Source organism: Flavobacterium lacisediminis (genome assembly GCF_025909975.1).
Taxonomy (GTDB): Bacteria; Bacteroidota; Bacteroidia; order Flavobacteriales; family Flavobacteriaceae; genus Flavobacterium; species Flavobacterium lacisediminis.
In genome coordinates, this window is record NZ_JAPCIO010000004.1 from 54,318 (window position 1) to 78,645 (window position 24,328).

General features: G+C 32.0%; 22 protein-coding genes and 1 tRNA gene. 14 read left to right on the forward strand and 9 right to left on the reverse strand.

The annotated features are described in order from the left end of the window. Nucleotides 1-15: 15 nt before the first annotated feature. Nucleotides 16-5,511: an alpha-2-macroglobulin family protein gene (locus tag OJ995_RS07285; RefSeq protein ID WP_264368807.1), complete on the forward strand. Its 5,496-nt coding sequence runs from the start codon at nt 16-18 to the stop codon at nt 5,509-5,511. Continuing rightward, complete coding sequence (gene pbpC, locus OJ995_RS07290; RefSeq protein ID WP_264368808.1) at nt 5,487-7,871, forward strand: penicillin-binding protein 1C; 2,385 nt, start codon at nt 5,487-5,489, stop codon at nt 7,869-7,871. The genes OJ995_RS07285 and pbpC overlap by 25 nt, the downstream gene beginning before the upstream one ends. 62 nt (nt 7,872-7,933) lie before the next feature. Here pbpC and OJ995_RS07295 read toward each other — a convergent pair whose 3' ends face one another. After that, a complete protein-coding gene (locus OJ995_RS07295; RefSeq protein WP_264368809.1) occupies nt 7,934-9,484 on the reverse strand; it encodes a ribonuclease E/G in 1,551 nt (516 codons plus the stop codon). 332 nt (nt 9,485-9,816) lie between these two features. Continuing rightward, nucleotides 9,817-10,110, reverse strand: coding sequence for an HU family DNA-binding protein (locus OJ995_RS07300; RefSeq protein ID WP_008254909.1), 294 nt, complete (start codon nt 10,108-10,110; stop codon nt 9,817-9,819). Between the two features lie 130 nt (nt 10,111-10,240). Here OJ995_RS07300 and mutY point away from each other — a divergent pair, with 130 nt between their 5' ends. From mutY to OJ995_RS07325, 5 genes are read left to right on the forward strand one after another with little or no spacing between them, the layout of a single operon-like run. Next, nucleotides 10,241-11,290 carry an A/G-specific adenine glycosylase gene (mutY, locus tag OJ995_RS07305; protein WP_264368810.1) on the forward strand — a complete coding sequence of 350 codons (1,050 nt, stop codon included), beginning with the start codon at nt 10,241-10,243 and terminating at the stop codon, nt 11,288-11,290. A gap of 38 nt (nt 11,291-11,328) precedes the next feature. Continuing rightward, a complete protein-coding gene (locus tag OJ995_RS07310; protein ID WP_026725353.1) occupies nt 11,329-11,730 on the forward strand; it encodes a single-stranded DNA-binding protein in 402 nt (133 codons plus the stop codon). Between the two features lie 15 nt (nt 11,731-11,745). Next, entirely contained in the window at nt 11,746-13,035 is a 1,290-nt protein-coding gene (locus OJ995_RS07315) for a gliding motility-associated protein GldE (RefSeq protein ID WP_264368811.1), read from the forward strand. Between the two features lie 5 nt (nt 13,036-13,040). Beyond that, a complete protein-coding gene (gene gldD / locus OJ995_RS07320) occupies nt 13,041-13,598 on the forward strand; it encodes a gliding motility lipoprotein GldD (protein ID WP_264368812.1) in 558 nt (185 codons plus the stop codon). A gap of 27 nt (nt 13,599-13,625) precedes the next feature. Continuing rightward, a complete protein-coding gene (locus OJ995_RS07325) occupies nt 13,626-14,192 on the forward strand; it encodes a hypothetical protein (protein ID WP_264368813.1) in 567 nt (188 codons plus the stop codon). A gap of 32 nt (nt 14,193-14,224) precedes the next feature. Here OJ995_RS07325 and OJ995_RS07330 read toward each other — a convergent pair whose 3' ends face one another. Beyond that, nucleotides 14,225-14,593, reverse strand: coding sequence for a heavy-metal-associated domain-containing protein (locus tag OJ995_RS07330; protein WP_264368814.1), 369 nt, complete (start codon nt 14,591-14,593; stop codon nt 14,225-14,227). Between the two features lie 110 nt (nt 14,594-14,703). On the opposite strand from OJ995_RS07330, the gene OJ995_RS07335 reads away from it, so the two are divergent. Continuing rightward, nucleotides 14,704-15,573, forward strand: a complete 870-nt coding sequence (locus tag OJ995_RS07335) for a DMT family transporter (protein ID WP_264368815.1) — start codon at nt 14,704-14,706, stop codon at nt 15,571-15,573. Between the two features lie 50 nt (nt 15,574-15,623). Here OJ995_RS07335 and OJ995_RS07340 read toward each other — a convergent pair whose 3' ends face one another. Together OJ995_RS07340 and OJ995_RS07345 are read right to left on the reverse strand one after the other, a co-directional pair. Continuing rightward, nucleotides 15,624-17,675: a M16 family metallopeptidase gene (locus OJ995_RS07340; RefSeq protein WP_264368816.1), complete on the reverse strand. Its 2,052-nt coding sequence runs from the start codon at nt 17,673-17,675 to the stop codon at nt 15,624-15,626. A 12-nt stretch (nt 17,676-17,687) separates the two neighbouring features. After that, entirely contained in the window at nt 17,688-19,013 is a 1,326-nt protein-coding gene (locus OJ995_RS07345; RefSeq protein ID WP_264368817.1) for a M16 family metallopeptidase, read from the reverse strand. Nucleotides 19,014-19,202: 189 nt separating this feature from the next. Between OJ995_RS07345 and rplU the strand changes: the two genes are divergently transcribed. The 3 genes from rplU (at nt 19,203) to OJ995_RS07360 (ending at nt 20,110) form a co-directional block, all read left to right on the forward strand. After that, on the forward strand, nt 19,203-19,625 hold the full coding sequence (gene rplU, locus OJ995_RS07350; protein WP_194094158.1) for a 50S ribosomal protein L21: 423 nt from the start codon (nt 19,203-19,205) through the stop codon (nt 19,623-19,625). A 19-nt stretch (nt 19,626-19,644) separates the two neighbouring features. Then, a complete protein-coding gene (rpmA, locus tag OJ995_RS07355) occupies nt 19,645-19,905 on the forward strand; it encodes a 50S ribosomal protein L27 (protein WP_008254927.1) in 261 nt (86 codons plus the stop codon). 123 nt (nt 19,906-20,028) lie between these two features. Further along, a tRNA-Leu gene (locus OJ995_RS07360) sits at nt 20,029-20,110 on the forward strand. 46 nt (nt 20,111-20,156) lie between these two features. On the opposite strand, the gene OJ995_RS07365 is transcribed toward OJ995_RS07360, so the two are convergent. Next, complete coding sequence (locus OJ995_RS07365) at nt 20,157-20,384, reverse strand: hypothetical protein (protein WP_264368818.1); 228 nt, start codon at nt 20,382-20,384, stop codon at nt 20,157-20,159. A gap of 30 nt (nt 20,385-20,414) precedes the next feature. On the opposite strand from OJ995_RS07365, the gene OJ995_RS07370 reads away from it, so the two are divergent. From OJ995_RS07370 to OJ995_RS07380, 3 genes are all read left to right on the forward strand, one after another. Beyond that, nucleotides 20,415-20,999, forward strand: a complete 585-nt coding sequence (locus tag OJ995_RS07370) for a hypothetical protein (protein WP_264368819.1) — start codon at nt 20,415-20,417, stop codon at nt 20,997-20,999. A 461-nt stretch (nt 21,000-21,460) separates the two neighbouring features. Next, entirely contained in the window at nt 21,461-21,634 is a 174-nt protein-coding gene (locus OJ995_RS07375) for a hypothetical protein (RefSeq protein ID WP_264368820.1), read from the forward strand. After that, the gene (locus OJ995_RS07380) at nt 21,634-21,777 is read left to right on the forward strand and encodes a hypothetical protein (protein WP_264368821.1); all 144 of its coding nucleotides are present in this window, start codon (nt 21,634-21,636) and stop codon (nt 21,775-21,777) included. The genes OJ995_RS07375 and OJ995_RS07380 overlap by 1 nt, the downstream gene beginning before the upstream one ends. Before the next feature lie 29 nt (nt 21,778-21,806). Here OJ995_RS07380 and OJ995_RS07385 read toward each other — a convergent pair whose 3' ends face one another. The 3 genes from OJ995_RS07385 to OJ995_RS07395 all read right to left on the reverse strand — a co-directional run bounded on the left by OJ995_RS07385 (nt 21,807) and on the right by OJ995_RS07395 (nt 24,322). Further along, nucleotides 21,807-22,400 (reverse strand): SHOCT domain-containing protein, encoded by a 594-nt coding sequence (locus OJ995_RS07385; protein WP_264368822.1) that lies wholly within the window; start codon nt 22,398-22,400, stop codon nt 21,807-21,809. Nucleotides 22,401-22,573: 173 nt separating this feature from the next. After that, entirely contained in the window at nt 22,574-23,584 is a 1,011-nt protein-coding gene (locus OJ995_RS07390) for a hypothetical protein (RefSeq protein WP_264368823.1), read from the reverse strand. A gap of 129 nt (nt 23,585-23,713) precedes the next feature. After that, on the reverse strand, nt 23,714-24,322 hold the full coding sequence (locus tag OJ995_RS07395; protein ID WP_264368824.1) for a recombinase family protein: 609 nt from the start codon (nt 24,320-24,322) through the stop codon (nt 23,714-23,716). Nucleotides 24,323-24,328 lie beyond the last annotated feature (6 nt).

The following is a 24,328-nucleotide window of genomic DNA, read 5'->3' on the forward strand; positions in this document are numbered from 1 at the left end:
CTAATCTCCTTCCAAATGAAAACAACTCGTTTTTTACAATTAATATTTGTATTGATTGTAGCTTTGTCGTGCTCTAAAAGCGCTAAAGATTTCAACTCTGATTTCTCTCAGTTCAAAGCGTATATTCTCAACTTTAGTTCGGGATTGGTCTCGGCAAACAGCGACATTAGAGTAGTTTTAGCTTTCGATAAAAAAGAATGGACAGCCAACGAAGAGTTAGATGAAAATTTGTTTACCATTAGCCCAAGTGTTGATGGTAAAGTGGTAGCGCTTTCTAATAATACCATCGCATTTATTCCAGAAAAAAAATTAGACCAAAATAAAGAATATCAAGTTACGCTTCATTTGTCGGAACTGACGAATGTTCCTAGCAAATTAAAAGATTTTAACTTCACAATTAAAACCATAAAGCAAGATTTTATGGTAACGACAAATGATTTGCAATCGTACAGTAAAGATTACCAATATTTAAACGGAGTAATCACGTCAAGTGATGATTTGGATTTTGAAACTGCAAAAAAACTTATTTCTGTTAATCAAGAAGATAAAGCGGTAAAAATTAAGTTTGTCAAAGAGTTAAGCAATAAAAAGGAATACAAATTTGTAATCGATAGCATTAAAAGAGAAGTCGAAGACACTAAAATTAAAATTTCATGGGATGGAACTCCTTTTGATATCGACCAAAAAGGCGAAATGCTCTACGATATTCCTGGAAAAAGTAATTTTAAAATAGTTTCGGCTGAAGTTGAGAAAGACAACAATCAAGTCTTATTATTAAACTTTTCTGACCCATTAAACAGAGATCAAGATTTTTCTGGTTTAGTACAAGTAGAATCAGCTCTTAATTTACGTTTTGCAACCGCAGGAAATTTACTAAAGGTATTTTTCAAAGAACCTTTAAAAGGCGAACTTTTAGTAGAAGTTTTTCAAGGAATTGAAAGCGAAGACGGCTTCAAAATGAAACAAAATTTTTCCGAAAAAGTTACGTTCGAACAAGTAAAACCTGGAGTTCGTTTCATAAAAAGCGGAACGATTTTACCAAGTTCAAATAACTTAAAAATCAATTTTGAATCGGTTAATTTGAGCGCAGTTGATGTAAAGGTGTATCAAATTTATAAAAACAATATTCTACAGTTTCTTCAAGATAACGAATTAAATGGAAGTCAAAATCTAAGAAAAGTAGCTCAACCTATAGTTAAGAAAACCATTGCGTTAAATAAAAATAAATTGCAAAATTCCAGCAAATGGAATGCGTATGCGATTGATTTATCTAAAATAATCACACCAAATCCTGGTGCCATTTATCGCGTTGAAATATCGTATAAACGTAAATATTCGCTTTACAAATGTACTTCGGCTTACGTTGATGAAGGAAATGAAGAAGAGGAAGAACAAGATGATGAAGTAAGAAGTAGTCAAGATTATTACGACGATTATTATTACGAAGGTTATGATTGGTACGAAAGAGAAGATCCGTGTACCGATTCGTACTATTACAACAACACTATTTTTACGAATGTTATTGCTTCCGATTTAGGAGTTATAGCAAAACGTGGCGGAAACGGTTCGTATGTTTTTGCCGTGAATAACATTGTTTCAACACAGCCAGTTGCATCAGCTAAAATTGAATTGTATAATTTTCAACAACAACTTTTAGGAACTATCACAACCGATAGTGAAGGAATAGCAAAAACCGAGTTGAAAAAATATGCCTTTTTTGCGATTGTTACCAAAGACAAAAACACAACTTACGTGAAATTAGATGAAGGACAATCATTGTCTGTTAGTAATTTTGATGTCGGTGGTGAAGAATTACAAAAAGGCTTAAAAGGATTTATCTATGGAGAAAGAGGTGTTTGGCGTCCAGGCGATACTTTGCATTTGGCTTTCATGTTGAATGATGTGGAAAGCAAATTAGAAAAATCACACCCAATTACGTTTAAGTTAAGCGATCCGCAAGGAAAAATGCGTTACCAAATGGTCCAAAAATATAACAGTTTAAACCATTATAAATTCAAATTAGCCACAAAAGATAACGACCCAACAGGAAATTGGGAAGTAAAAATTTCTGTCGGTGGGGTACATTTTTACAAAAGCATCAAGATTGAAACCATCAAACCAAATCGTTTAAAAATTAAAAATAGTTTTGCTGATAAACAACTTTCGGGTAATAGATTAAACGGTGGCGAAGTTGAAGTAGCTTGGTTGCATGGAGCGGTTGCAAAAAATCTGAAAGTAGAAATGCAAGCTAAATTCTTGGAACAACAAACTGTTTTCAAAAAGTATGAGAAATATGATTTTGATGATGAAGTGCGTAAATTTTATACCGAAGAAGTAAACGTTTTTTCAGGAAAAGTTAATGATTTAGGAAAAGCTAAAGTTGCGATTCAACCTAAAATAACAAGTCAAGCACCAGGAAAATTGAAAATGGTTTTCCAAACAAAAGCCTTCGAAAATGGTGGTGATTTTAGTACTGATGTAGCTACAGCAACGTATTCTCCGTATAAAACTTACGTTGGAATAAAAGCTCCAGAACCAAACAAATACGGCTTATTAGAAACCGATAAAGTAAATCGCTATGATATCGTGACTTTAGATGAATTGGGTAAACCAAAATCAGTTAGAAATTTAACAGTTCGTGTATATAAAGTAGAATGGCGTTGGTGGTGGAATTCTGACGGAGATGATTTATCACAATATAACTCTTCAGAAGTAACAACGGCTTACAGAAATTATGTGGTTTCAACTGATGCCACAGGAAAAGCAAGTGTTCAATTTAAAATTCCAGAAGCTGATTGGGGAAGATATTTAATTCGAGTAGAAGATACTTATGATGGTCATGCTACAAGTTTAACCTCATATATCGATTGGCCATATTGGTCAGGAAAATCGCGTCAAGGAAGTAGCGAAACAGCAAATATGCTAGTATTTACAACCAACAAAGAAAAATACAATGTTGGAGAAAATGCTATCGTTTCTTTCCCGTCAAGTGAAGGCGGAAGAGCTTTAATTTCGATTGAAAACGGTTCGAAAGTTATTAAAACACTTTGGGCAACCACTAAAAAAGGAGAAACACAAGTGGAAGTTCCTATCACGGGTGATATGGCGCCAAATGTATATTTCCATATTTCGTTGTTAAAACCACACGCGTCTACAATAAATGACACGCCAATTAGAATGTACGGAATTTTGCCAGTAGAAGTTATCAATAAAAATACCGTTTTAGAGCCTGAAGTATCAATTCCTGCGGTGTTAAAACCGGAACAAAAAACTATCGTAAAAGTAAGTGAAAAATCAGGTAAAGAAATGACCTATACCATTGCAATTGTAGATGATGGCTTGTTAGATTTAACCCGATTTAAAACTCCAAATGCTTGGGATAAATTCTATTCAAGACAAGCGCTTGGCGTAAAAACTTGGGATGTTTATGATGATGTAATTGGTGCTTATGGTGGAAAAATAAACCAGATTTTTAGTATTGGTGGTGACCAAGATTTAGCAGGAGGAAATGCCAAAAAAGCGAATCGATTTAAACCAGTTGTCATTTATTTAGGACCATTTAAATTAGAAAAAGGACAAACCAAATCACATACGATTACCTTACCAAATTATGTTGGTTCGGTACGAACAATGGTTGTTGCTGGTGATGCCAAAACTAGTGCTTACGGAAGTGTAGAAAAAACTTCTTTTGTGAGAAAACCTGTTATGGTATTGGCTTCGGTACCAAGAAAAATTTCTCCAAACGAAAGAATTATGTTGCCAGTAACCGTTTTCGCAATGGAAAGCCAAGTGAAAAATGTTAATGTACAATTAAAAACAAATAATGGAGTACGAATCATTGGGAATACAACTCAAAATGTAAGCTTCAGTTCGCCAGATGAAAAAGTAGTCTACTTTAATTTAGAAGTTGGAAGTGCAACAGGAATTGGAAAAATTGAAGTTATTGCCACATCAGGAAAAGAAAAATCAACCTATGCAGTGGAAGTTGATGTTACGAATCCGAATCCAGTTACGAATGATTACGTAGATATGGTAATTCCGGCAAACGGCTCCAAAACAATCAATTGGAAAACATTTGGAGTGGCAGGAAGTAACAAAGCAAGATTAGAAGTTTCGTCTTTTCCAACCATCAATTTTAATGGTCGATTGAGTTATTTGATTCAATATCCACATGGTTGTGTGGAGCAAACGACTTCGGCTGTATTTCCACAATTGTATTTGGCGGATATTATGGATGTTGATGCGAACAAAAAAGCAGAAATTCAACGAAATATCAATGCTGGAATTCAAAAATTAGGGAATTTCCAATTATCAAATGGTGGATTAAGTTATTGGCAAGGAAATAATTATGTAGATGATTGGGCCACTTCTTATGCTGGACATTTCTTAATTGAAGCAGAGAAAAAAGGATACGTTTTACCTATCGGATTTAAAAACAAGTGGATTTCGTTCCAACAATCCGAAGCTAAAAAATGGCGATTCAACGCGCAATATCGCAATGACTTTGCTCAAGCGTATCGTTTATACACTTTAGCATTAGCAGGTTCAGCTGATATGGGTTCAATGAACAGATTAAGAGAAACTACCGGAATCTCAAACGAATCAAAATTGAGATTAGCAGCCGCTTATGCTTTAGCCGGTCAAAAGAAAGCCGCGTTATCTTTGATAGGAACAACAACTGCTCAAGAAGACAAACGATATGCAGATTATTACTACGGTTCGGAAGAAAGAAATAGAGCTATGGTTTTAGAAACCTACATTTTGGTAGATAACAAAACGAAAGCGTATGAAATGGCAAACAAATTAGCCAAGGATTTATCTTCTAATCGTTATATGAGTACACAAACCACTGCTTTTGGATTGTATGCTATGTCAAAATTCGCGCTTAAAAATGGTGGAAAAGGTGTGAATATAACGTATTCTATAGCTGGAAAATCAGAAACAGTTAGTTCTAAAAAATCATTTGTGGATAGAAATTTAGTAGCAAAACAAGGTTCAAATTCGGTAACGATTCAAAATAAAAACAGCGGAACACTTTATGTTCGTGTATTAAATAGCGGAATTTTACCTGTTGGACAAGAAAAAGAAATTCAGGAAAACTTCTCAACCTCGGTAGTTTATAAAGATAGAAAAGGAACTGTTTTGAATTTAAGTTCTGTAAAACAAGGAACAGAAATCGTCGCGCAAGTAACTATTAGAAATCAGTCGGATGAAACATTAGAAAATGTAGCACTTTCGCAAATTGTTCCTTCTGGATTTGAAATTATGAATTCACGTTATACCGATTTTGGAAGTTATGCCGAAAACAAAGCCGATTACATTGATATTCGCGATGACAGAACACAATTCTATTTCGGAATCAGATCGGGTGAAACCAAAACGTTTACCATGTTGTTAAATGCCACTTATTTAGGAAAATATTATTTCCCAGGAGTGCAATGTGAAGCGATGTACGACAATAATTATTTGGCAAGAACCAAAGGACAATGGGTGCAAATAGTGAAAGAGTAAGTTGGTTTACTCGATTAAAAACTAAAATTAGAAATAATAAAATTAAAACTGCCATAAGCTTATTGCTTGTGGTAGTTTACTATTTCTCACTCCCAAGAAAACTTTTTGAAAACAACTATTCTACCGTAATTGAAAGTCAAGACGGGCAGCTTTTAGGAGCTAAAATCGCTTCCGATGGGCAATGGCGTTTTCCAGAAAGTGATAGTGTGCCTCATAAATTTCAGAAATGTATTGTTGCTTTTGAAGACCAACATTTTTATAAACATTTTGGGTTTAACCCAATTTCTATGTATCACGCTTTTAAACAAAATCGAAAAGCAAATCGTGTAGTTCGAGGTGGAAGTACGCTAACCCAACAAGTAATTCGTTTGCATCGAAACGGAAAGTCGCGCTCCTATTTTGAAAAAGGAATCGAAATGATTCTCGCAACGCGTTTAGAATTTCGTCATTCGAAAGATAAAATTTTAGAATTGTATTGTGCGCATGCGCCTTTTGGAAGTAATGTAGTAGGTTTAGAAATGGCGTCTTGGAAATATTTCGGATTGCAACCCCATCAATTATCGTGGGCGGAAGCCGCTACTTTAGCGGTTTTACCCAATGCGCCAAGTTTAATTTATCCAGGTAAAAATCAAGAACGATTATTAGCGAAACGCAATCGATTACTAAAGAAATTGTACAACGATAACGTCATAGACAAAGCAACTTACGAATTATCATTACAAGAAAGTTTACCTCAAAAACCGTTTGATGTACCACAAATTGCGTCTCATTTGGTTCAAAAAGTAGCAAAAGAACATCCTACAGAAAAAATAAAAACCACCATTCAATTGGATTTACAAGAGCGTACCAACGAAATCGTAAAACAATATTATAACTATTACAAACAAAATCAAGTCTATAATATTTCTGTTTTGGTGGTTGATGTAAAAACGCGTAACGTAATTACATATGTTGGAAACAGTCCAACGGATAAAGAGCATCAAAAAGACGTAGATATTATTGAAGCGCCACGAAGTACAGGAAGTATTTTGAAACCCTATTTGTATGCTGCCATGCTGAATGATGGTTACATCTTACCGCAAACTTTGGTTCCTGATGTTCCTACCCAAATTTCAGGATATTCGCCTCAGAATTTCAATTTAACTTATGATGGAGCGGTTCCTGCGAGTAGAGCTTTGGCGCGTTCTTTGAATATTCCGTCTGTTTTGATGTTACAAGATTATTCTGTGAATCAGTTTTATGAAAAATTACAACAATTAAAGTTGCGAAATGTAAATCGACAACCTTCTATTTATGGTTTATCGTTGATTTTAGGTGGAGCTGAATCGAATTTGTGGGATTTGTGTAAAGCGTATGCTTATATGTCTTCCACGCTGACGTATTTCAATCAAAACGATTCCAAATATCGTAAGAATGAAATGCTAAATTTGAATTACGATGCTGATTTTCAACCCGATTTTGGAAGTAGTTCACGTCAGAAAAACATTTTTGGTGCTGGCGCTATTTGGCAAACCTTTAATGCGATGAAAGAAGTTAACCGACCAGAAGGTGATGAAGCTTGGAAATTCTACGATTCTTCATTAGAAATCGCATGGAAAACAGGAACTAGTTTTGGTAGTAGAGATGCTTGGGCAATTGGGGTTACCAAAGATTATGTAGTGGGAATTTGGGTAGGAAATGCCACAGGCGAAGGAAGACCATTATTAACTGGAGTTGATAGTGCAGCTCCGATTTTATTTGACGTTTTCAGATTATTACCAAAATCGAAATGGTTTGAAATACCTTATAACGACTTAGATCCTGTCGAGGTTTGTGAGCTTTCGGGTTATTTAGCGCAAGAACATTGTCCGAAAATAAAACAATGGATTCCAAAAACAGCTAAAAAAACAGACAATTGTCCGTATCATAAAATTATTCATTTAGATAAAAATCAGCAATTTAGAGTCAATAGTAATTGTGAAAGTGTTGATGAAATGATAACCAAATCTTGGTTTGTTCTACCACCGGTTATGGAATGGTATTATAAAAGTAAAAATGTAAATTATCAAAATTTACCACCATTCAGAAGTGATTGCGTAGACGCTTTACAAGACAAACGTATGGATTTTATCTATCCAAAAGCTAACACTAAAATTATATTAACTAAAGATTTTGAAAGTAAAGTGCAGCCCGCCATCATCAAAGTAGCGCATTCTAATTCAAACGCGGAGTTATTCTGGTATTTAGACGATAAATATGTAGGAACCACAAAAACCTTTCACGAGAAACCTATTTTTGCTACAACAGGATTTCATATCATTACCGTAGTAGATGAATTTGGTAACGAAATCAGAAGAAAAGTACAATTTGAGAGTGAATAAAAACAAAAAAACCGCCAATCTTTCGAAAGGCGGTTTTTTATTTTTACAGGATACATCCCATATTATTTTACTATAATTTCATTTCCTTCTTTATCAAGGAAGTGATATTCTAGATACGTGTAAGCGTCACGAGGTATAATTTTCACCCATTTCTTATATTCGAAAAACCATTTCGAACGTAATGATGGAAAACCTTTTGTAAGGTATGCTGCCACAAAAGGGTGTACATTAAGTACAACTTTTTTATGGTCTTTTATAATGCGTTCAAGGTCAGATGCTATTTTGTCGATGATTAAAATTGGAGCTTCAATTTCCCCGTTTTCATTGTTAGGGTCTTCTTCTCTTGTTTTAATATTAACTTCTGGTCTAACTCTTTGTCTAGTTATTTGAATTAATCCAAATTTGCTAGGAGGCAAGATTTTATGCTTGGCCTTATCGTCACTCATTTCTTCTCTTAAGAAGTCGTACAATACTTTGCGGTTTTCTGGATTTTGCATATCAATGAAATCCACCACAATAATTCCGCCCATGTCTCTAAGTCGTAACTGACGTGCAATTTCAGCTGCAGCAATCATATTAACTTCTAGAGCAGTATCTTCTTGGCTAGTTGCTTTGCTTGAACGATTTCCGCTGTTCACGTCGATAACGTGTAAAGCTTCGGTATGTTCAATAATTAAATAAGCACCTTTGCTCATGGAAACTGTTTTTCCAAAAGACGTTTTTATTTGTCGTTCAATATTGTATTTCTCAAAAAGAGGCAGTTCCTTAGACTGATAGTGTTTTACGATAGACACTTTATCGGGAGCTATTTCTTGCAAATACTCCTTCGTTTCAAGATACAAATCTTCATCATCAACATGAATTCCAGTGAAGGTATCATTAAATACATCTCTTAAGATAGAAGAAGCTTTGTTAAGTTCTCCTAATACTTTTGATGGATGATGAGCAGTTTGTAACCTTCTGCTCATTGCTGACCAACGGTCAAGCAGTGTTTGCAGGTCTTTATCAAGTTCGGCTACTTTTTTGCCTTCGGCTACTGTTCTCACAATAACCCCGAATCCTTTTGGTTTAATAGATTGAACCAGTCGTTTTAATCGGTCTTTTTCTTCTCTTGATTCTATTTTTTGAGAAACAGAAACTCGGTCTGAAAAAGGAACTAAAACCACATATCTTCCAGCTAAAGAAATCTCAGAACTAATTCTGGGACCTTTGGTAGAGATAGGCTCTTTTACTACTTGAACTAAAACTGATTGATTGGCACTTAGAATGTCGGTTATAGAGCCATCTTTGTCAATTTCAGCTTCAAAAGGAAAATTTTTGAGTGAATAATCTTTTATTTTACCTGCGCTTACAAGTTTAATGAATTTCATTAAAGAAGGAAGATTTGGACCTAAGTCGTGATAATGCAAAAAAGCATCTTTCTCATGACCTAAATTCACAAATGCGGCATTTAAGCCAGCAACGGGTTTACGGATTTTGGCAATAAAAATATCACCAACCGCAAAATTGCTTTGTTTTTCTTCTTCTTTGTGTAATTCAATTAGTTTTCCATCTTTTAATAAGGCAAAATCTACAGCGTCTGAACCTGATCGAATAATTAACTCTTTGTTCATGCAGTACATTTTTATCCGAACTTTTCGGCAATAGGCAATAAGTTATAAGCAATAGGCGTAAAACGCATACAGCTTAAAGCTTAAGGCTTATGGCTAATTGTAAGGATGGATTAAATAATAATTTTACAGGATTTTTCCCGATAATCAATGTTAAATTGATTGTTTTCAATGAACTTTTTTTTCTAAAAAAGAAAAAGTAGTTTTAAACTACTTTTTCTTTTTATGACGGTTTGCTCTCGCTCTTTTCTTACGTTTGTGAGTTGCTACCTTATGTCTTTTTCTTTTTTTACCACTTGGCATAACATGTTGGTGTTTAGATTAATAAATAGTTTTTATACTGTAACTTCTGTTTTTTCTTTAACGCTTTCTACAAACACTTTAGCTGGTTTAAATGCTGGAATGTTGTGTGCAGGGATTTTAATTGTAGTGTTTTTAGAAATGTTTCTTCCTGTTTTTTCAGCTCTAGTTTTGATGATAAAACTTCCAAAACCTCTTAAATAAACATTGTCACCAGTTTCTAACGAGTTTTTCACTTCTTCCATAAAAGTCTCAACTGTTGCTTGAACATCTCCTTTTTCAAGTCCTAATTTCTCTGAAATTTTCGCTACGATATCTGCTTTCGTCATTTTCTTTCGTATTTATATTTTGTGTATTTTTTTGAGTTTGCAAATATAAGAATTAAAAAAACAATAATTCAACGTTAATTGATTAAATTTTAATTACTAAAGATTTATTTTTGTTGCCTTATAAAAAATCATGGAATTTTCTAACTCTTTAATTCATTGGTATTTACAGAACAAGCGCGATTTACCATGGCGAAACACGACAAATCCATACCCGATTTGGCTCTCAGAAATTATGCTTCAACAGACGCGTGTGGCACAAGGTTTGCCTTATTTTTTGTCTTTTACTGATGCTTTTCCAACAATTTTCGACCTAGCAAATGCCGATGAAGAACAAGTTTTAAAATTATGGCAAGGCCTAGGTTATTATTCCAGAGCCAGAAACTTACATGCTACTGCAAAACACATTGCTTTTGAATTAAACGGAGAATTCCCACCTACATATAAAGAATTATTGAAGCTAAAAGGAGTTGGTGAATATACCGCTGCTGCTATTGCTTCTTTTTCATATAACGAACCTGTAGCTGTTTTAGATGGTAATGTTTTCAGAGTTTTGAGTCGTTATTTTAATGTAGATAGCGATATTTCTTTGCCAAAAACTAAAATAGAATTCCAACAATTAGCGCAAGAAGTTTTAGACAAGAAGAATGCTGCAGTATTTAATCAAGCGATTATGGAATTTGGTGCGCTACAATGTGTTCCAAAAAATCCGGATTGTAATTCTTGTGTTTTAAATTCGAGTTGTGCTGCTCTTCAACATAAAAAAGTTTCAGAATTACCCGTAAAGTCTAAGAAAACAAAAGTGACGAATCGCTATTTGAATTATTTAATTTTGAAAGATTCGGATTCCAATTATATTGTGCAAAAACGCGAAGGAAAAGGAATTTGGGAAAATTTATATGAGTTTCCTCTTTTAGAAACCGACTTTTTATTGTCTGAAAAAGATGCGATTGATCAGATTTCAAAAATGCAATTCTACAATCAAAAACCTTCGGAAATTTTGATTTTACAAAACGAAATCACGCTTCATAAATTATCGCATCAGCATTTGCATATTCGTTTTTTCGAACTTCGTTTTGCTTCGAAATTACCTGATTCAAAACCTTTTACAGCAATAGAAAAATTACCTTTTCCAATTGTAATTCATAATTTTATGGTTTCAAATTATTTTAATTCGCATTAAATTACTATTTTTGATTAACCCTAATACATTTACAAGCCATGAACGGAACTTTAAACAAGGTAATATTGATAGGTCACTTAGGTGATGAAGTAAAAATGCATTACTTCGAAGGAGGCAATTGCATCGGACGTTTTCCTTTAGCGACAAACGAAGTATATATCAATAAAACTACTGGAGAAAAAATCACCTCTACAGAATGGCACAACATTGTCGTTCGTAATAAGGCAGCCGAAATCTGTGAAAAATATCTTTCTAAAGGAGATAAAATTTACATCGAAGGACGTATAAAGTCGCGTCAATGGCAAGCTGAAGATGGTGCTACAAAATACACTACTGAAATTCAAGTGACCGAATTTACTTTCTTAACTACCAAAAAAGATACTGATTTAAGTAAATCTTCTTTACCAACAGGTAGCGCACCAGATGATTTTAATGTTTAACTAAATTAATTTAATTTGGATCCTGATCCTGCCAGTTTACTTCACACGATAGATTTTGAATTCCTTTTCGGAATAGTAGCAATTGTTATATTGCTCGCTTGTTCTGCCTTTATTTCGGGTTCTGAAGTAGCTCTTTTTTCTTTATCTCAAAAAGATGTAGATGAAATTCTAAATAAAGATTTCAACAAAGGAACTCTTATTTCCAGATTATTAGAAAAACCTAAGAAATTATTAGCTACTATTTTAGTTGCCAATAATTTTGTGAATATTGCTATTGTAATCATTTTCTCTTCTTTTAGTGGACGATTATTTAACGGAATTGAATCTTCTGTTTTACGATTTGTTTTAGAAGTTGTAGTAGTTACGTTCTTCATTTTACTTTTCGGAGAAGTTTTACCTAAAATTTATGCCAATCGAAACAACATGGATTTTTCCCAAAAAGTGGTAATTCCTATTTCGATTTTAAATAATGTATTATCTCCTATTAGTGTTCCTATGCGAAATGGAATTCTTTTTATTGAAAAGAAACTGAATGTACAAAAAGGAAATTTTTCGGTAAATCAACTTTCACAAGCGTTAGAATTGACTTCACAATCGGATACAACGGACGGTGAACAGAAGATTTTGGAGGGTATTGTAACTTTCGGAAACACCGAAGTCCGTCAAGTGATGAGTCCGAGAATAGATGTTTTTGCTTTAAATATTGAAGAAACTTTCGAAGAAATAATGCCGAAAATTGTCGAAAAAGGTTATTCTAGAATCCCAGTCTACAAAGAAAATATCGACCAAATTGAAGGAATTTTATTTATCAAAGATTTGATTCCACACATTGATAGTGAAACATTTGATTGGGTAACATTACTTCGTCAACCTTTCTTTGTTCCAGAAAATAAAAAATTAGACGATTTATTGAAAGATTTTCAGGGAATGAAAAGCCACTTAGCTGTTGTGGTGGATGAATATGGAGGAACTTCTGGAATCATTTCGTTAGAAGATGTTTTGGAAGAAATTGTGGGCGATATTAGTGATGAATTTGATGATGAAGATTTGATTTATTCTCAAATTGATGATAAAAATTTCCTATTTGAAGGTAAAATTAGCTTGAAAGATTTTTATCGAATAATTGATGTGGATGAAAATGAATTTGAAAGTAAAAAAGGTGAAGCTGAAACTTTAGCTGGTTTCTTACTCGAGATTTCTGGAAATTTCCCAAAGAAAAGACAGAAAATAACGTTCCATAATCTTATTTTTACCATCGAAAATGTAGATAAGAGAAGAATAAAACAAATAAAAGTTACGTTATAAGAATCATGATACAAAATATATTGAAATTAAGTTGTTTGGGATTGTTTTTTGGATTGGTTTCTTGTGGAGACGAAACATTACCAAAACCAAAAGGACATTTGAGTTTGGAATATCCAAAAGCCAAATATTCTAAATTAAATTCGGATTGTACTTTTACTTTTGAAAAAAATGATTTGGCTAATATAAAAGATAAATCATGTGCTTTCGAAATTAATTATCCGAAGATGAAAGCTACGATTTACCTTACTCACAAATCAGTTAATAACGACATTGATAAATTATTACGTGATGCTCAAAAACTAACTTACGACCACGTAGTGAAAGCAGATGATATTCTAGAACAACCTTTTATTAATGACAAAAAAAAGGTATACGGAATGTTCTATGAAGTAGGTGGAAACGCGGCTACAAACGCTCAATTTTACGTTACCGATAGCACAAAAAACTTTATAGTAGGAAGCGTTTATTTTTACGCAAAACCAAATTTTGATTCTATTTTACCAGCAGCAAATTATCTAAAAGAAGATATGCGAAGAATTTTGGAGACTTTGGAATGGAAATAAATTTGTATTAATTTCTAATTTACAAAAATGGTCAAAGTCAAACTAATATCATTTATCATTTCAATTGTGTTATTATTAATCAATAATGATTCACTTAATGACAAGATTTATAAATGTCATAAGTCTAATATTGCTAAATTTTCAAATGAAATAGAGTCGCAGTTTGATTTTAGAAAGCAATATATTAACGATATAATTGAACTACATCAGCAAAACAAAAATGATACAATTCTAATTATTGAAAAACATGATTTTGCTTGCGATGGTTGTCCCGCAAGTTTTGTTCAAATATTTTCTAAAGAAAAATATATTGAATTTAGGCTTAATATGAGTGAAAATATTAATGAAAGTAAATATGAAGATAAATTTGAATCTGCCCTTAAAGAATATAAATCAAAAGTTCCTGGTATAGAAACGGAATATTTACATTCTGATTTGAAAATAATTTTTGAAAATTTAAAAAAAGGTAAAAAAATTAATCAGATTCAAAAGGAGAATAATACTAATGATTGTTATGATGGAAGTAATTCAATTTACACTTTAATTTATCCAAACGATGAATTAAAATGTATGATAATTAGATGTTGGAAATAAAAAAAGCCCTGATAATCTCAGGGCTTTTTTTATTACATTTTTTTCGACTCTTTTACTTTGTAAGAATCACCACCAGCTACACCTTCAATGGTTTTGGTTAACGATTCTAAAGATTGTTTTTCAGAATCGAATTTTACGGTTGCAATTTTAGTTTCGAAATCTACTACTGCTTGTCCAACACCTTCTTGATCAGCTAATTTGTTTTCGATTGATTTAGCGCAACCCATAGCGCAAGTCATTCCGTCGATAGTAAAACTTGCAGTTTGCATTTTAGCTAAATCTGCTTCAGAAACCGCTTCTTTTTTTGTTTCTTCAACAGCAACTTCCTTGCTTTCTTGTTTACAACTTGCAAAAGAAAGAGCGATTACAAGCGCTAAACCAATATTTTTTAAATTTTTCATACCTACAAATGTTAAATTAAAAGTCTTTAAATAAAGACTATGCAAAATTACAAAAATTCATAGTGCTATTTTAAAAATAAAGCCTGAATTTTGACGAACAAAATAGTGCAATGGAAAACAATTCAACAAAATGGTATTTATTAGGCTTTTTAGGCTGTGTTTGGGGAAGTTCATTCATCTTAATGCAATTGGGTTTGAAAGGTGTAAATTCGGTTCAATTAGGGAGTTTGCGAATTCTTTTTGCGGCTTTGTTTTTAATTCTTGTTGGGTTTAAACAAATTCCTCAAATTCCGTTACACAAATGGAAATACATTGCGTTAACAGCTTTGTGTGGAACATTTATTCCAGCGTTTTTGTTTGCTTTTGCACTTTCCAAAATAGATGGTTCTATTAGTTCAATTCTAAATTCATTAACTCCGTTAAATACATTATTAGCTGGATTGCTCTTTTTTGGAATGAGCGTGCAAAGAAGTCAAGTTTTTGGTGTGATTATTGGATTTATTGGTTGCGCTTTGTTAGTGTTATTTGGTGATGGAGAAAATACAACTGAAAATTATTACTATGCAATTTTAGTTGTGATTGCTTCCGTTTTTTATGGTATCAATGTTAACTTAATTAAAAAATACTTATCCGATTTAAAACCTTTAACGATTAGCACAGGAAACTTCTTAATTATGTTTTTTCCAGCTTTAATCGTTTTATACTTTACGGGATTTTTTGATATTGTTCACGAAACTAAAGTACAAACTTCATTAGGCTTTATTGCTATTTTAGGTATCGTTGGAACCGGATTTTCGAATATTTTATTTTTTAAATTGATTCAGCTTTCATCGCCTGTTTTTGCTTCTTCGGTTACTTATATTATTCCTGTGGTTGCTTTTATTCTAGGTTATTTATTTATGAATGAAACGCTTTCGGTTATTCAATTATTAGGCGCTTTGATAGTTTTAGTCGGAGTTTATTTTTCCAGTAAGAAATAAAAAAAAGCGCCCAATTTCTTGAGCGCTTTCTGAATTTCATGTTTTGTTTATTACTTGAAATCAGCATCAGTTACACCTTCGTTAATTTTAACTTCGGTAGTGATTAACTCGATTTCGATACCAACATTCATGATGGTTTTGTATGGGAATTTTAATCCTTTTACATCTTTGTAATCTTGAAAGTAAGTGGTTTGTGTCATTTTTTGACCACCTTGCTCAACGTCTTTAGCTTCAGCTACTTTAAATCCAGTTTTTACATCATAGTAATAGGTAGATTTTCCGTTTTTGATTGCATAAGCATCAGTACCATTAATGTTTTCAATTCCTGTTAAAGTAACGTCTTTATCAGTTAACAATGACAATTCTTTAAAGTTACCTGCCATGTCTTGCATGTCTTTCAAATCTTGGTCTTTGAAATCTTTTCTTTGACCTTGTTGTACCATGTAAGCTTCTTTTTCGTTAACTACTTGTTTCATCATTACCATTCCCATAGCCTTCATTTCAACGCCTAATTTTTTAGGAGCTGTTTTTACTACTAATTCTAATGGTGTTCCTTGAACAGTTCCAGCTGACATTACGGCTAACGTTTTTACGTTTTTAACCGCCTTCTCACCACCAATTGCATTGATGTAACTGTTTAATACTGTTTGAGCTGTAACTCCTGCAGGAATAGGTTTTTTAACTTCTGGTTTTTCTGTTGGGTTACCATATTTGTCAAAGTAGAAAATTGGTAATTTTTCTCTTTTACTCATAGCTTCCAAGCCTGGTAAAACATCACCTGCTTTTCCTACGATTACAACTCTTGTTTTATCAGACAAGAAGTATTTATTAGCTGCATTTTTGATATCTTCAGCAGTAACTGCATTGATGTTTTTGATATAGTTTTCGTAGAAATCTTCAGGTAAACCTTGAGTTTCTTTGTTTAAAGCATATCCTGCAATAGTTGAAGGTTTTTCAATTTGCATTACGAAGTTACCTACATATTTTGCTTTAGCATTTCTTAAATCTTCTTCAGAAACTAATTCTGTTTTGATTCTTTTTAACTCATTGAAAAATTCTACAACAGCACTATCAGTTACTGTATTTCTAACAGAAGCACTTGAACGGAATTTGTTGATATATTTTCCAGCTCCAATAGAAGAGTATGCGCCGTATGTCCAACCGTGTTTTTCACGTAAGTTTAAAAATAGTCTTCCTTCACCGCCACCACCTAAAATTTGGTTAGCTAACAAAACTGAAAAATATTCTTTGTCTGTCATTTTTAAGTTAGACAAGTTAACAAGAGAAATTTCCGATTGTACTGCGTTTGGTGTATCAATAAAATTGATTTGACTGTATTGAACGTCTTTTGGAGAAGTGTATGATAGTTGTGGAGCTGTAGCTTTTTTCCAAGTACCGAAAAGTCTTTCCACTTCTTTTTTAACCTCTTTAAAGTTAACATCTCCTACAATTACTAAATAGGCATTTGCTGGAACGAAATAAGTGTTGTAGTTCATTACAACATCATCTAAAGTAACGTTCTTTAAAGTTTCTTCGCTAGTAAATTCCCCTTTATAATGTTCTTTTCCGAAAACTAAAACATTTTCAGCTCTACGAGCAATAGCTGTAACGCTTTTTTCATCTGCTTTTAATCCTTCGATGATTTTTTCTTTCTCTTTTTCGAATTCTTTTTGGTCAAATAGTGGGTTTAATGCACCATCTGCCATCAATTCTAAAATTCTTTTTGAATATCTTGAAAGCCCGTTTCCGGAAGCTCCAGAGGCATAAAAATTGATGTCTGCTCCTAAGAAGTCAATTTCTTCGTTAAAAGCATCTTTGTTAATGGTTTCAGTTCCGTTACCTAACATTCCGCTTAAAATATCAGAAACTCCTTTTTTATTTCCTTCAGCATAAGGTGGATTATCTAAAGTAAGATTGAAAGAAACACGAGGTAATTTATGATTCTCAACTACTAAAACTTTCAAACCATTTTTTAGTATAAAGCTTTGTGGTTTGTTGATGTTGATAGTAGGAGCTGGTCCTGCTTTTGGTTGCGGTCTATCTTGTGCTTGCATAGTTATTGTTAAAAATAAACTGGCTGCTATGTATATAAATTTTTTCATATTCTTCAAATCTTAGTTTTGAGCTTTGTCTTTAGCAGGTACATAATCTAAAATCATTCTTTGGTTTGAGTTTAGATATTTTTTTGCAATATCTCTAATTTCTTCTCTTGTGATAGAACGATAAATATCAATTTCTGTATTGATTAAGTTAATATCGCCATATAACATATAATAAGTTGCTAAATTATCAGCAATTCCTTCAACAGAAGCATTGTTACTTACGTAGTTGCTTTCAAATTTATTTTGAAGTTTTTGGAAGTCTTTTTCAGAAATTAATTCGTTTTGCATTTTTGCAATTTCTTCATCAATCTCTTTTAAGATAGATTCTGTTGTGTTTTCTCCCATTGGTAAACCATAGATTAAATACATTCCATAATCTTCTTGACTGTAGTTGAAAGCACCAATTTGTAATGCCATTTTTTTATCGTCTACAATCTTTTTGTATAATTTAGAGCTTTTTCCATCAGAAAGGTAAGCTGAAATCATATCTAAAACTCTAGCATCGCGCGTTTTCATTGAAGGTGTTCTGTATGAAGCCACTAACATTGGAATTTGAATGTTTGGATCTTGCCAAGTTGCTTTAAATTCTTGAGTAATTGGCGCTTCTTCAACTTTTTGACGAGTTACAGGAGCTCCTTTTGGTATTGGGCTAAAATATTTTTTCACCCATTCTTTAGCTTGCGCTTTGTCAAACTGACCTGCAATTACTAAAACCGCATTGTTTGGTACATAGAATTTTTTATTGAAAGCTAAGAATTCTTCTAAAGTAGCTGCATCTAAATGCTCCATTTCACCAATGGTTGTCCATTTGTATGGGTGTACTTTAAACATGTTTTCTTTAACAGCCTTAATTAAATTACCATAAGGTTGATTATCAACACGTAATCTTTTTTCTTCTTTAACAACTTCGTTTTGTGTATCAACACCTTTTTGGTCAATAACAGGATGCATTAATCTTTCAGATTCCATCCAAATAGCTAATTCTAGGTTGTTTGAAGGGAAAACCTCATAGTAATATGTTCTGTCATCCGTAGTATTAGCATTGTTGTTTCCTCCGTTTGCTGTAACTAATTTGAACCAGTCTCCTTTGCCTATGTTTTTTGTTCCTTCAAATAGAAGGTGTTCAAAAAAGTGAGCAAAACCTGTACGGTTAGGTTGTTCGTCTTTTGCTCCTACGTGATACATTACAGATGTAATTACCACAGGTGCTGAATTGTCTTGATGTAATACAACATGTAATCCGTTGTCTAAATCAAATTCCTCGAATGTTACTTTTTGAGCAGAAGCAGTTCCGCCAAGCATTAGTGCAGTACCCAAAGCCATTAAAGATTTTTTCATACGTTATTAATTTGTTTGATATAATTGTAATAAGACGCAATTTCGAGATAATGTTACAATAAAATTGCATTTTTAGTTGGAAATTTTATTGAAATTACAATTTAGAATATTTTTATTGGGTAGATAGTTGTTTGGTTTAGAAATTATTGTATATTTGCAACCTTAAAATTTTTAACTAAAATCATTGTTATGTACGCAATCGTAGAGATAGCAGGGCAACAATTCAAAGTAAGCAAAGACCAAAAGGTTTATGTTCACCGTTTAGCTTCAGAAGAAGGAACTAAAGTTTCTTTTGATAAAGTTCTTTTATTAGATGAAAACGGAACAGTAACTTTAGGCGCCCCAGCTGTAGAAGGTGCTTCAGTAGAAGCCAAAGTGTTACAACACTTAAAAGGTGATAAAGTAATCGTTTTCAAAAAGAAAAGAAGAAAAGGTTACAAAAAGAAAAACGGTCACAGACAATCATTCACTCAAATTTTAATTGAAGGAATTGTTGCTGCTGGAGCTAAGAAAAAAGCTGCTAAAAAAGAAGTAGAAGTTGAAGTAACTGAAGCTACTGAAGAAGTTAAGCCAAAAGCAAAAGCAACAAAAAAACCAAAAACTGAAGAATAACATTTAAAAATATTACGTCATGGCTCACAAGAAAGGTGTCGGTAGTTCGAAGAATGGTAGAGAATCAGAATCGAAACGTTTAGGCGTTAAGATTTATGGTGGTCAAGCTGCTATTGCTGGAAACATCATTGTTAGACAAAGAGGTTCTAAGCACAACCCAGGTGAAAATGTTTACATGGGAAAAGATCATACTTTACATGCTAAAGTTGATGGAGTTGTAAAATTCCAGAAAAAAGCGGAAAACAAATCATATGTATCTGTAGTTCCGTTTGAAGCTTAATAATCCTATTTAGCAACATACTAAAAACCTCTCCATTGGAGAGGTTTTTTTATTAAAATAAATGTGGTTTGTGTTTGCATATTTAATGCAATTACTTATATTTGCACCCACAATTAAGCATACGCGGGTATGGTGAAATTGGTAGACACGCCAGACTTAGGATCTGGTGCCGCAAGGTGTGAAGGTTCGAGTCCTTTTACCCGCACTCATAAATGCTAAAAGCCCTTAATTACTAAGTAGTTAAGGGTTTTTTATTTCTTAGAACCCCCGTATTTCCCCCAAAACCATTTTGAACTCAATTTAAAATTAATAGGTGCAATTTCAATAGCAACTTTTTTACGTGTTGGTGCCAAAAAAAGTTGGTTTTTTATTTTTTTTTCATTATATAGTGTGTATAGGGACAAGTTTTTTTGACTTTTAATGCACTTGTCTATATTTATATAAAAGAGGGGTTGTTTGTTTGGACAAGCCTTGTCCATTTTATATAAAGTTGTTTAATAAAAAAGAATATGAATAAAAAAACTATAAATAACAGTTTATGTGAAATTATTAAAAAATTACAAGAAAAGAAAGCTAAAATATTTTATAACTTAAAAAGCCTTGAAAGGATTACTACCAAAAAAGCTAGAGCGTTGAAATATGATATGGCTAGGGTAAAAATAAAGTATAAAGATTCTGAACACCTTTTATTTAAAAAAGGTAGAGATTGGAATATTCATTTCACTTTGATTCATGAATTTTTACCAAAATACAAAGGAAAGCGAGAAAGTATATATGCTGAAAAATGGGCAACACATTTTAGCTGGAACCTAAAAAAAAGTTACGATTATAAATATCATAATAAATTAGTAGAATTAATTAAGTCTGATTTAGGTAAATATAAAATTGGCTTTTGCATTGAAAAAGATGAAAGGGGTTATTATCATGTGCATGGAATTTCAGACGCTTCAACAAATAAAGTTTTGAGTTCAGTTAAAAAGATATTATGTCAATTTTTAGATAATAAAGAAAAAAGAATTAAAGTTAATGAAATTCAAAATAAGTATTGCTATATCGCATACATGAAAAAGCAAGGTGAAATTAAATTTATTTAAAATGGAAAATATAGAAATAAAAGATTTTAGGTTCAACCCTGAGTTAAGGAGATTATTGACTCAATATTGTCTAATGACATATGAAGAAAATGCTGTATTAGACGATGAGAGTTTAATAGCGGAATATAATTACTTAAATGAGAGCAATTGTTTGAATGATTTATTCCTTTGTGAATATCTAACAATAAAATCTCTTCAAAAGTATGTCTAGGTATCCTATTATTAATAAGATTAAAATTAATGGTATAAAATTTACAAGCTGGTTCCTCCAGAAAAATTCCATAAAAAATTTTTGGGAATTTTATAAGATAATAACACTTTTCAGTCTATTTTATGTTATTAATGTGTTGTATATGAGTACTGTATAGCACGCTCAGAGATTAAAATAATGTTGTCAAGTCCTGTAAATAGGTTTAAAAAATATAGAAAAGCTGCTTGGCGTTTAAAATTTAATATAAACTATGGATGAAAATACTCTCGATGGCAAAATTGCAGTCAAGCAAAAAGAAATTAGTGTAGCTAATAACGATCCTGAGAAAAAGAAAGTTCTTCAGGCTGAGTTATTAAAATTAAACTTGCGTAAGCAATTACTTAAGCAAACCAAAATAACCCAAAATTTGAAGGACAATGATTAATGAAAGATTTTCGTGTAAAAATATGGATTAGCGGGCGCAGAACAGAAGTAAACATAAAAGCAATAAATGGTGTTGGTGCCATGAACATAGCAAAAAAAATGTATCCAAACAGTCGTGTTATTACGGCTCAACAGGTTAAATAAAATTCACTTAAATTTGGTTTTGTTAAGTTTTACAACCCTAATATTTGTTTCTTTTTTATATTAAATTCTTCTTCTGTAATAATTCCTTTTTTTAATAGTTCAGCTAGTTTTTCTAGCTCGTTAAGATTTAAAGCTGTTTCAATTACGGGTTTTTCATTAGCAGAAATTCTATATTGATCTATAGAATTAATTTTGTTTTTGTCTGACTTATCTATGTTGAAAATAATATTTTTAGCACCACAATTATTATGAATAGTTACTTCATATCCTCTAATTCCAAAAATAACTCTAATTAAAAAGTTTGAAGCATCACGATATCCTATCAACCCAAAAAAAACATTCACAAACAAAGCTATAAAACCATAAGCACAGATGAATAAACCCAAGTATGTTAGAAAACCAATACTTGTTATTAAAGCAAGTGCAAATACTACTAGACTAAAAAAAATTAAACGTAAAGAATATGTAAATGAGTCTTTTTGTAAAAATGTTTTTTCAATTGTTTTGATAGTGCCTATGCATTTTCTCTCAATAGTTTGATGTTGATTCCCATTATAATATGAAATTTTATCTTCAGTTATATTTATATAACCATTACTGAAACTAATTTTTCTAATTACCATATTAATCTAGTTTTATTATTTATTTGTAAAATTTTATAGTATTTTCAAGGTTATGCCCTGAAAATGAATTAATCTCTAAGATAATCAAATTTTGTGTTATGGGAAACATTGAATATGATAATTAGAATCGTAATTCTTATTTATATATGTTTGTATTTTATTTGACTACAATTTTAGTAGAACTTAATGTTTTCAACTTTAAGTTCTTTGTAACTTTTTATTCCATCTTCCCCAATACCTATTTCAATATACACTTTACAACTTTGATTTTTGTTTTTTGAAACTCTAAAACAACTGTAATCAACTGTATATCTATAATATGTAATATTATCGTTTACTTGAAAACGATATATATTATCTTTAATTGTAAATTTTTGATTTACATATTCTTTTTCGTTTCTATATAATTTAGTTATTTCAGAAGATTTAATATTTTTTCTTGTAATGAATAAATCTACATTGTCGGAATAATATTTTGTTGCATCAAATTTATTATTCATTATATCTTCATACATATCTTTAATATGTTCATTCAAAGCAATTTCGTTTCTTTGACTAAGAGGCAACTCTTCATATTTAGTTTCATTTATTTCTTCTTCAAAATTTTCATCAATTCTATTTGACGATTTATTTTGAGCTGAAGTTGAAGGGTTGTCTATAACTTTATTGTCAATTTCTTTATTGTACTTCATATCTGGGTTTCTCCACCCTCGGCTAAAGTGATAAGTTTCTCTTCCTATTAAATATGGGTTATTTCCAGTTCGACTAAGATATGTGCTATCTAAAGTTATTTTTACGGGAAATAAAGCTCTAACGTCCATTTTTACTTCTTGATTGCTGAAAATTGAAAACCCAATTTCTCTTATTTTATATCCATTTTCATCCTCTGTAATACCACTTATTTCATAATCATAATCGCCAATAGGTTTTTCCATTACAAAAGGTTGCTCAGATCTTTTTAAAAAACTAGACCAAACTTTTACTTTATTATCATGAAAATAGAATCTGTATTTAACAATATGATCAACATTTATCAGATTATACTCCCATTCTCCTTGGATATATTTTTTTATGCCTTCAGTATCATTTATATCAATTTTGACGATTTTTTCAGAGGAACTATTTTTTGAGGTACAAAAAATAAGTAAGATGGATAATCCAAATAGTAATATTGCTTTTCTCATATAAATCTATTGGTTTTTGATTTTTTAAAAATAATCTTTTCTGACAATCAAAACAAATTATTTATTTAAAGTTTATTGATGTTAATTCAAGCTTATAATTATTAAGTAATGATCTTTAAATCAACATTTTTAACTCTGACTTTGTAGAATACCCGCAATTTTTTTAACTGTATTTGCCGAAACTCCCGTAAGTGTTCCGATTTTTCTCAAAGACAAGTGTGGGTTTGTTTTTAGTTCTTTAACTACTTTTTTATGTTTCGATAGGGTAACTTCAGTTGAATCAGTTGTTCCCTTTGTTCGCCCGACATAAGACCCACGTAAACGAGCTTGTAAAATTCCTTCGGCTTGTCTTTCTAAGAGGGTGGTGCGCTCTAAAGCATTTATCTCACTAAGTACAGTTGTGATTAGATTAAAAATAGGATTTATTTTGCCATTTACTATGGATTCAAGTCCAAGATTATCAATTTTAACAATAACTCCTTTGCTTTGAAAAAATGATAAAGTGGTCAAAACGTCTATAGTTGAGCGACCAGCTCTCGAAAGGTCATGAAAGGTGATAAAGTCATACACGCCTGACTCAACGGCTTCAATCAATTTTTTGCCTTCAGGTCTTTCCGCAAATGGAATGGAGCCACTAATGACATCGATAAATAATTTTTCATCAGGGTGTGCAATTGCTAACTGACGATAATTTTTCTGTGTTTGTGAACTTTGTCTTATGTACCTTGCCTTTTTCATGGTTTT

Coding starts and splice junctions, on each gene's coding strand:
- OJ995_RS07345 (WP_264368817.1), bottom strand. CDS start 19,013: ATGAAAAAATCTTTAATGGCTTTGGGTACTGCACTAATGCTTGGCGGA.
- OJ995_RS07395 (WP_264368824.1), bottom strand. CDS start 24,322: ATGAAAAAGGCAAGGTACATAAGACAAAGTTCACAAACACAGAAAAAT.
- gldD (WP_264368812.1), top strand. CDS start 13,041: ATGATACAAAATATATTGAAATTAAGTTGTTTGGGATTGTTTTTTGGA.
- OJ995_RS07365 (WP_264368818.1), bottom strand. CDS start 20,384: ATGGACAAGGCTTGTCCAAACAAACAACCCCTCTTTTATATAAATATA.
- OJ995_RS07385 (WP_264368822.1), bottom strand. CDS start 22,400: ATGGTAATTAGAAAAATTAGTTTCAGTAATGGTTATATAAATATAACT.
- OJ995_RS07310 (WP_026725353.1), top strand. CDS start 11,329: ATGAACGGAACTTTAAACAAGGTAATATTGATAGGTCACTTAGGTGAT.
- mutY (WP_264368810.1), top strand. CDS start 10,241: ATGGAATTTTCTAACTCTTTAATTCATTGGTATTTACAGAACAAGCGC.
- OJ995_RS07375 (WP_264368820.1), top strand. CDS start 21,461: ATGGATGAAAATACTCTCGATGGCAAAATTGCAGTCAAGCAAAAAGAA.
- OJ995_RS07295 (WP_264368809.1), bottom strand. CDS start 9,484: ATGAACAAAGAGTTAATTATTCGATCAGGTTCAGACGCTGTAGATTTT.
- OJ995_RS07380 (WP_264368821.1), top strand. CDS start 21,634: ATGAAAGATTTTCGTGTAAAAATATGGATTAGCGGGCGCAGAACAGAA.
- OJ995_RS07370 (WP_264368819.1), top strand. CDS start 20,415: ATGAATAAAAAAACTATAAATAACAGTTTATGTGAAATTATTAAAAAA.
- OJ995_RS07340 (WP_264368816.1), bottom strand. CDS start 17,675: ATGAAAAAATTTATATACATAGCAGCCAGTTTATTTTTAACAATAACT.
- OJ995_RS07325 (WP_264368813.1), top strand. CDS start 13,626: ATGGTCAAAGTCAAACTAATATCATTTATCATTTCAATTGTGTTATTA.
- OJ995_RS07285 (WP_264368807.1), top strand. CDS start 16: ATGAAAACAACTCGTTTTTTACAATTAATATTTGTATTGATTGTAGCT.
- OJ995_RS07335 (WP_264368815.1), top strand. CDS start 14,704: ATGGAAAACAATTCAACAAAATGGTATTTATTAGGCTTTTTAGGCTGT.
- rplU (WP_194094158.1), top strand. CDS start 19,203: ATGTACGCAATCGTAGAGATAGCAGGGCAACAATTCAAAGTAAGCAAA.
- OJ995_RS07330 (WP_264368814.1), bottom strand. CDS start 14,593: ATGAAAAATTTAAAAAATATTGGTTTAGCGCTTGTAATCGCTCTTTCT.
- pbpC (WP_264368808.1), top strand. CDS start 5,487: ATGGGTGCAAATAGTGAAAGAGTAAGTTGGTTTACTCGATTAAAAACT.
- rpmA (WP_008254927.1), top strand. CDS start 19,645: ATGGCTCACAAGAAAGGTGTCGGTAGTTCGAAGAATGGTAGAGAATCA.
- OJ995_RS07390 (WP_264368823.1), bottom strand. CDS start 23,584: ATGAGAAAAGCAATATTACTATTTGGATTATCCATCTTACTTATTTTT.
- OJ995_RS07300 (WP_008254909.1), bottom strand. CDS start 10,110: ATGACGAAAGCAGATATCGTAGCGAAAATTTCAGAGAAATTAGGACTT.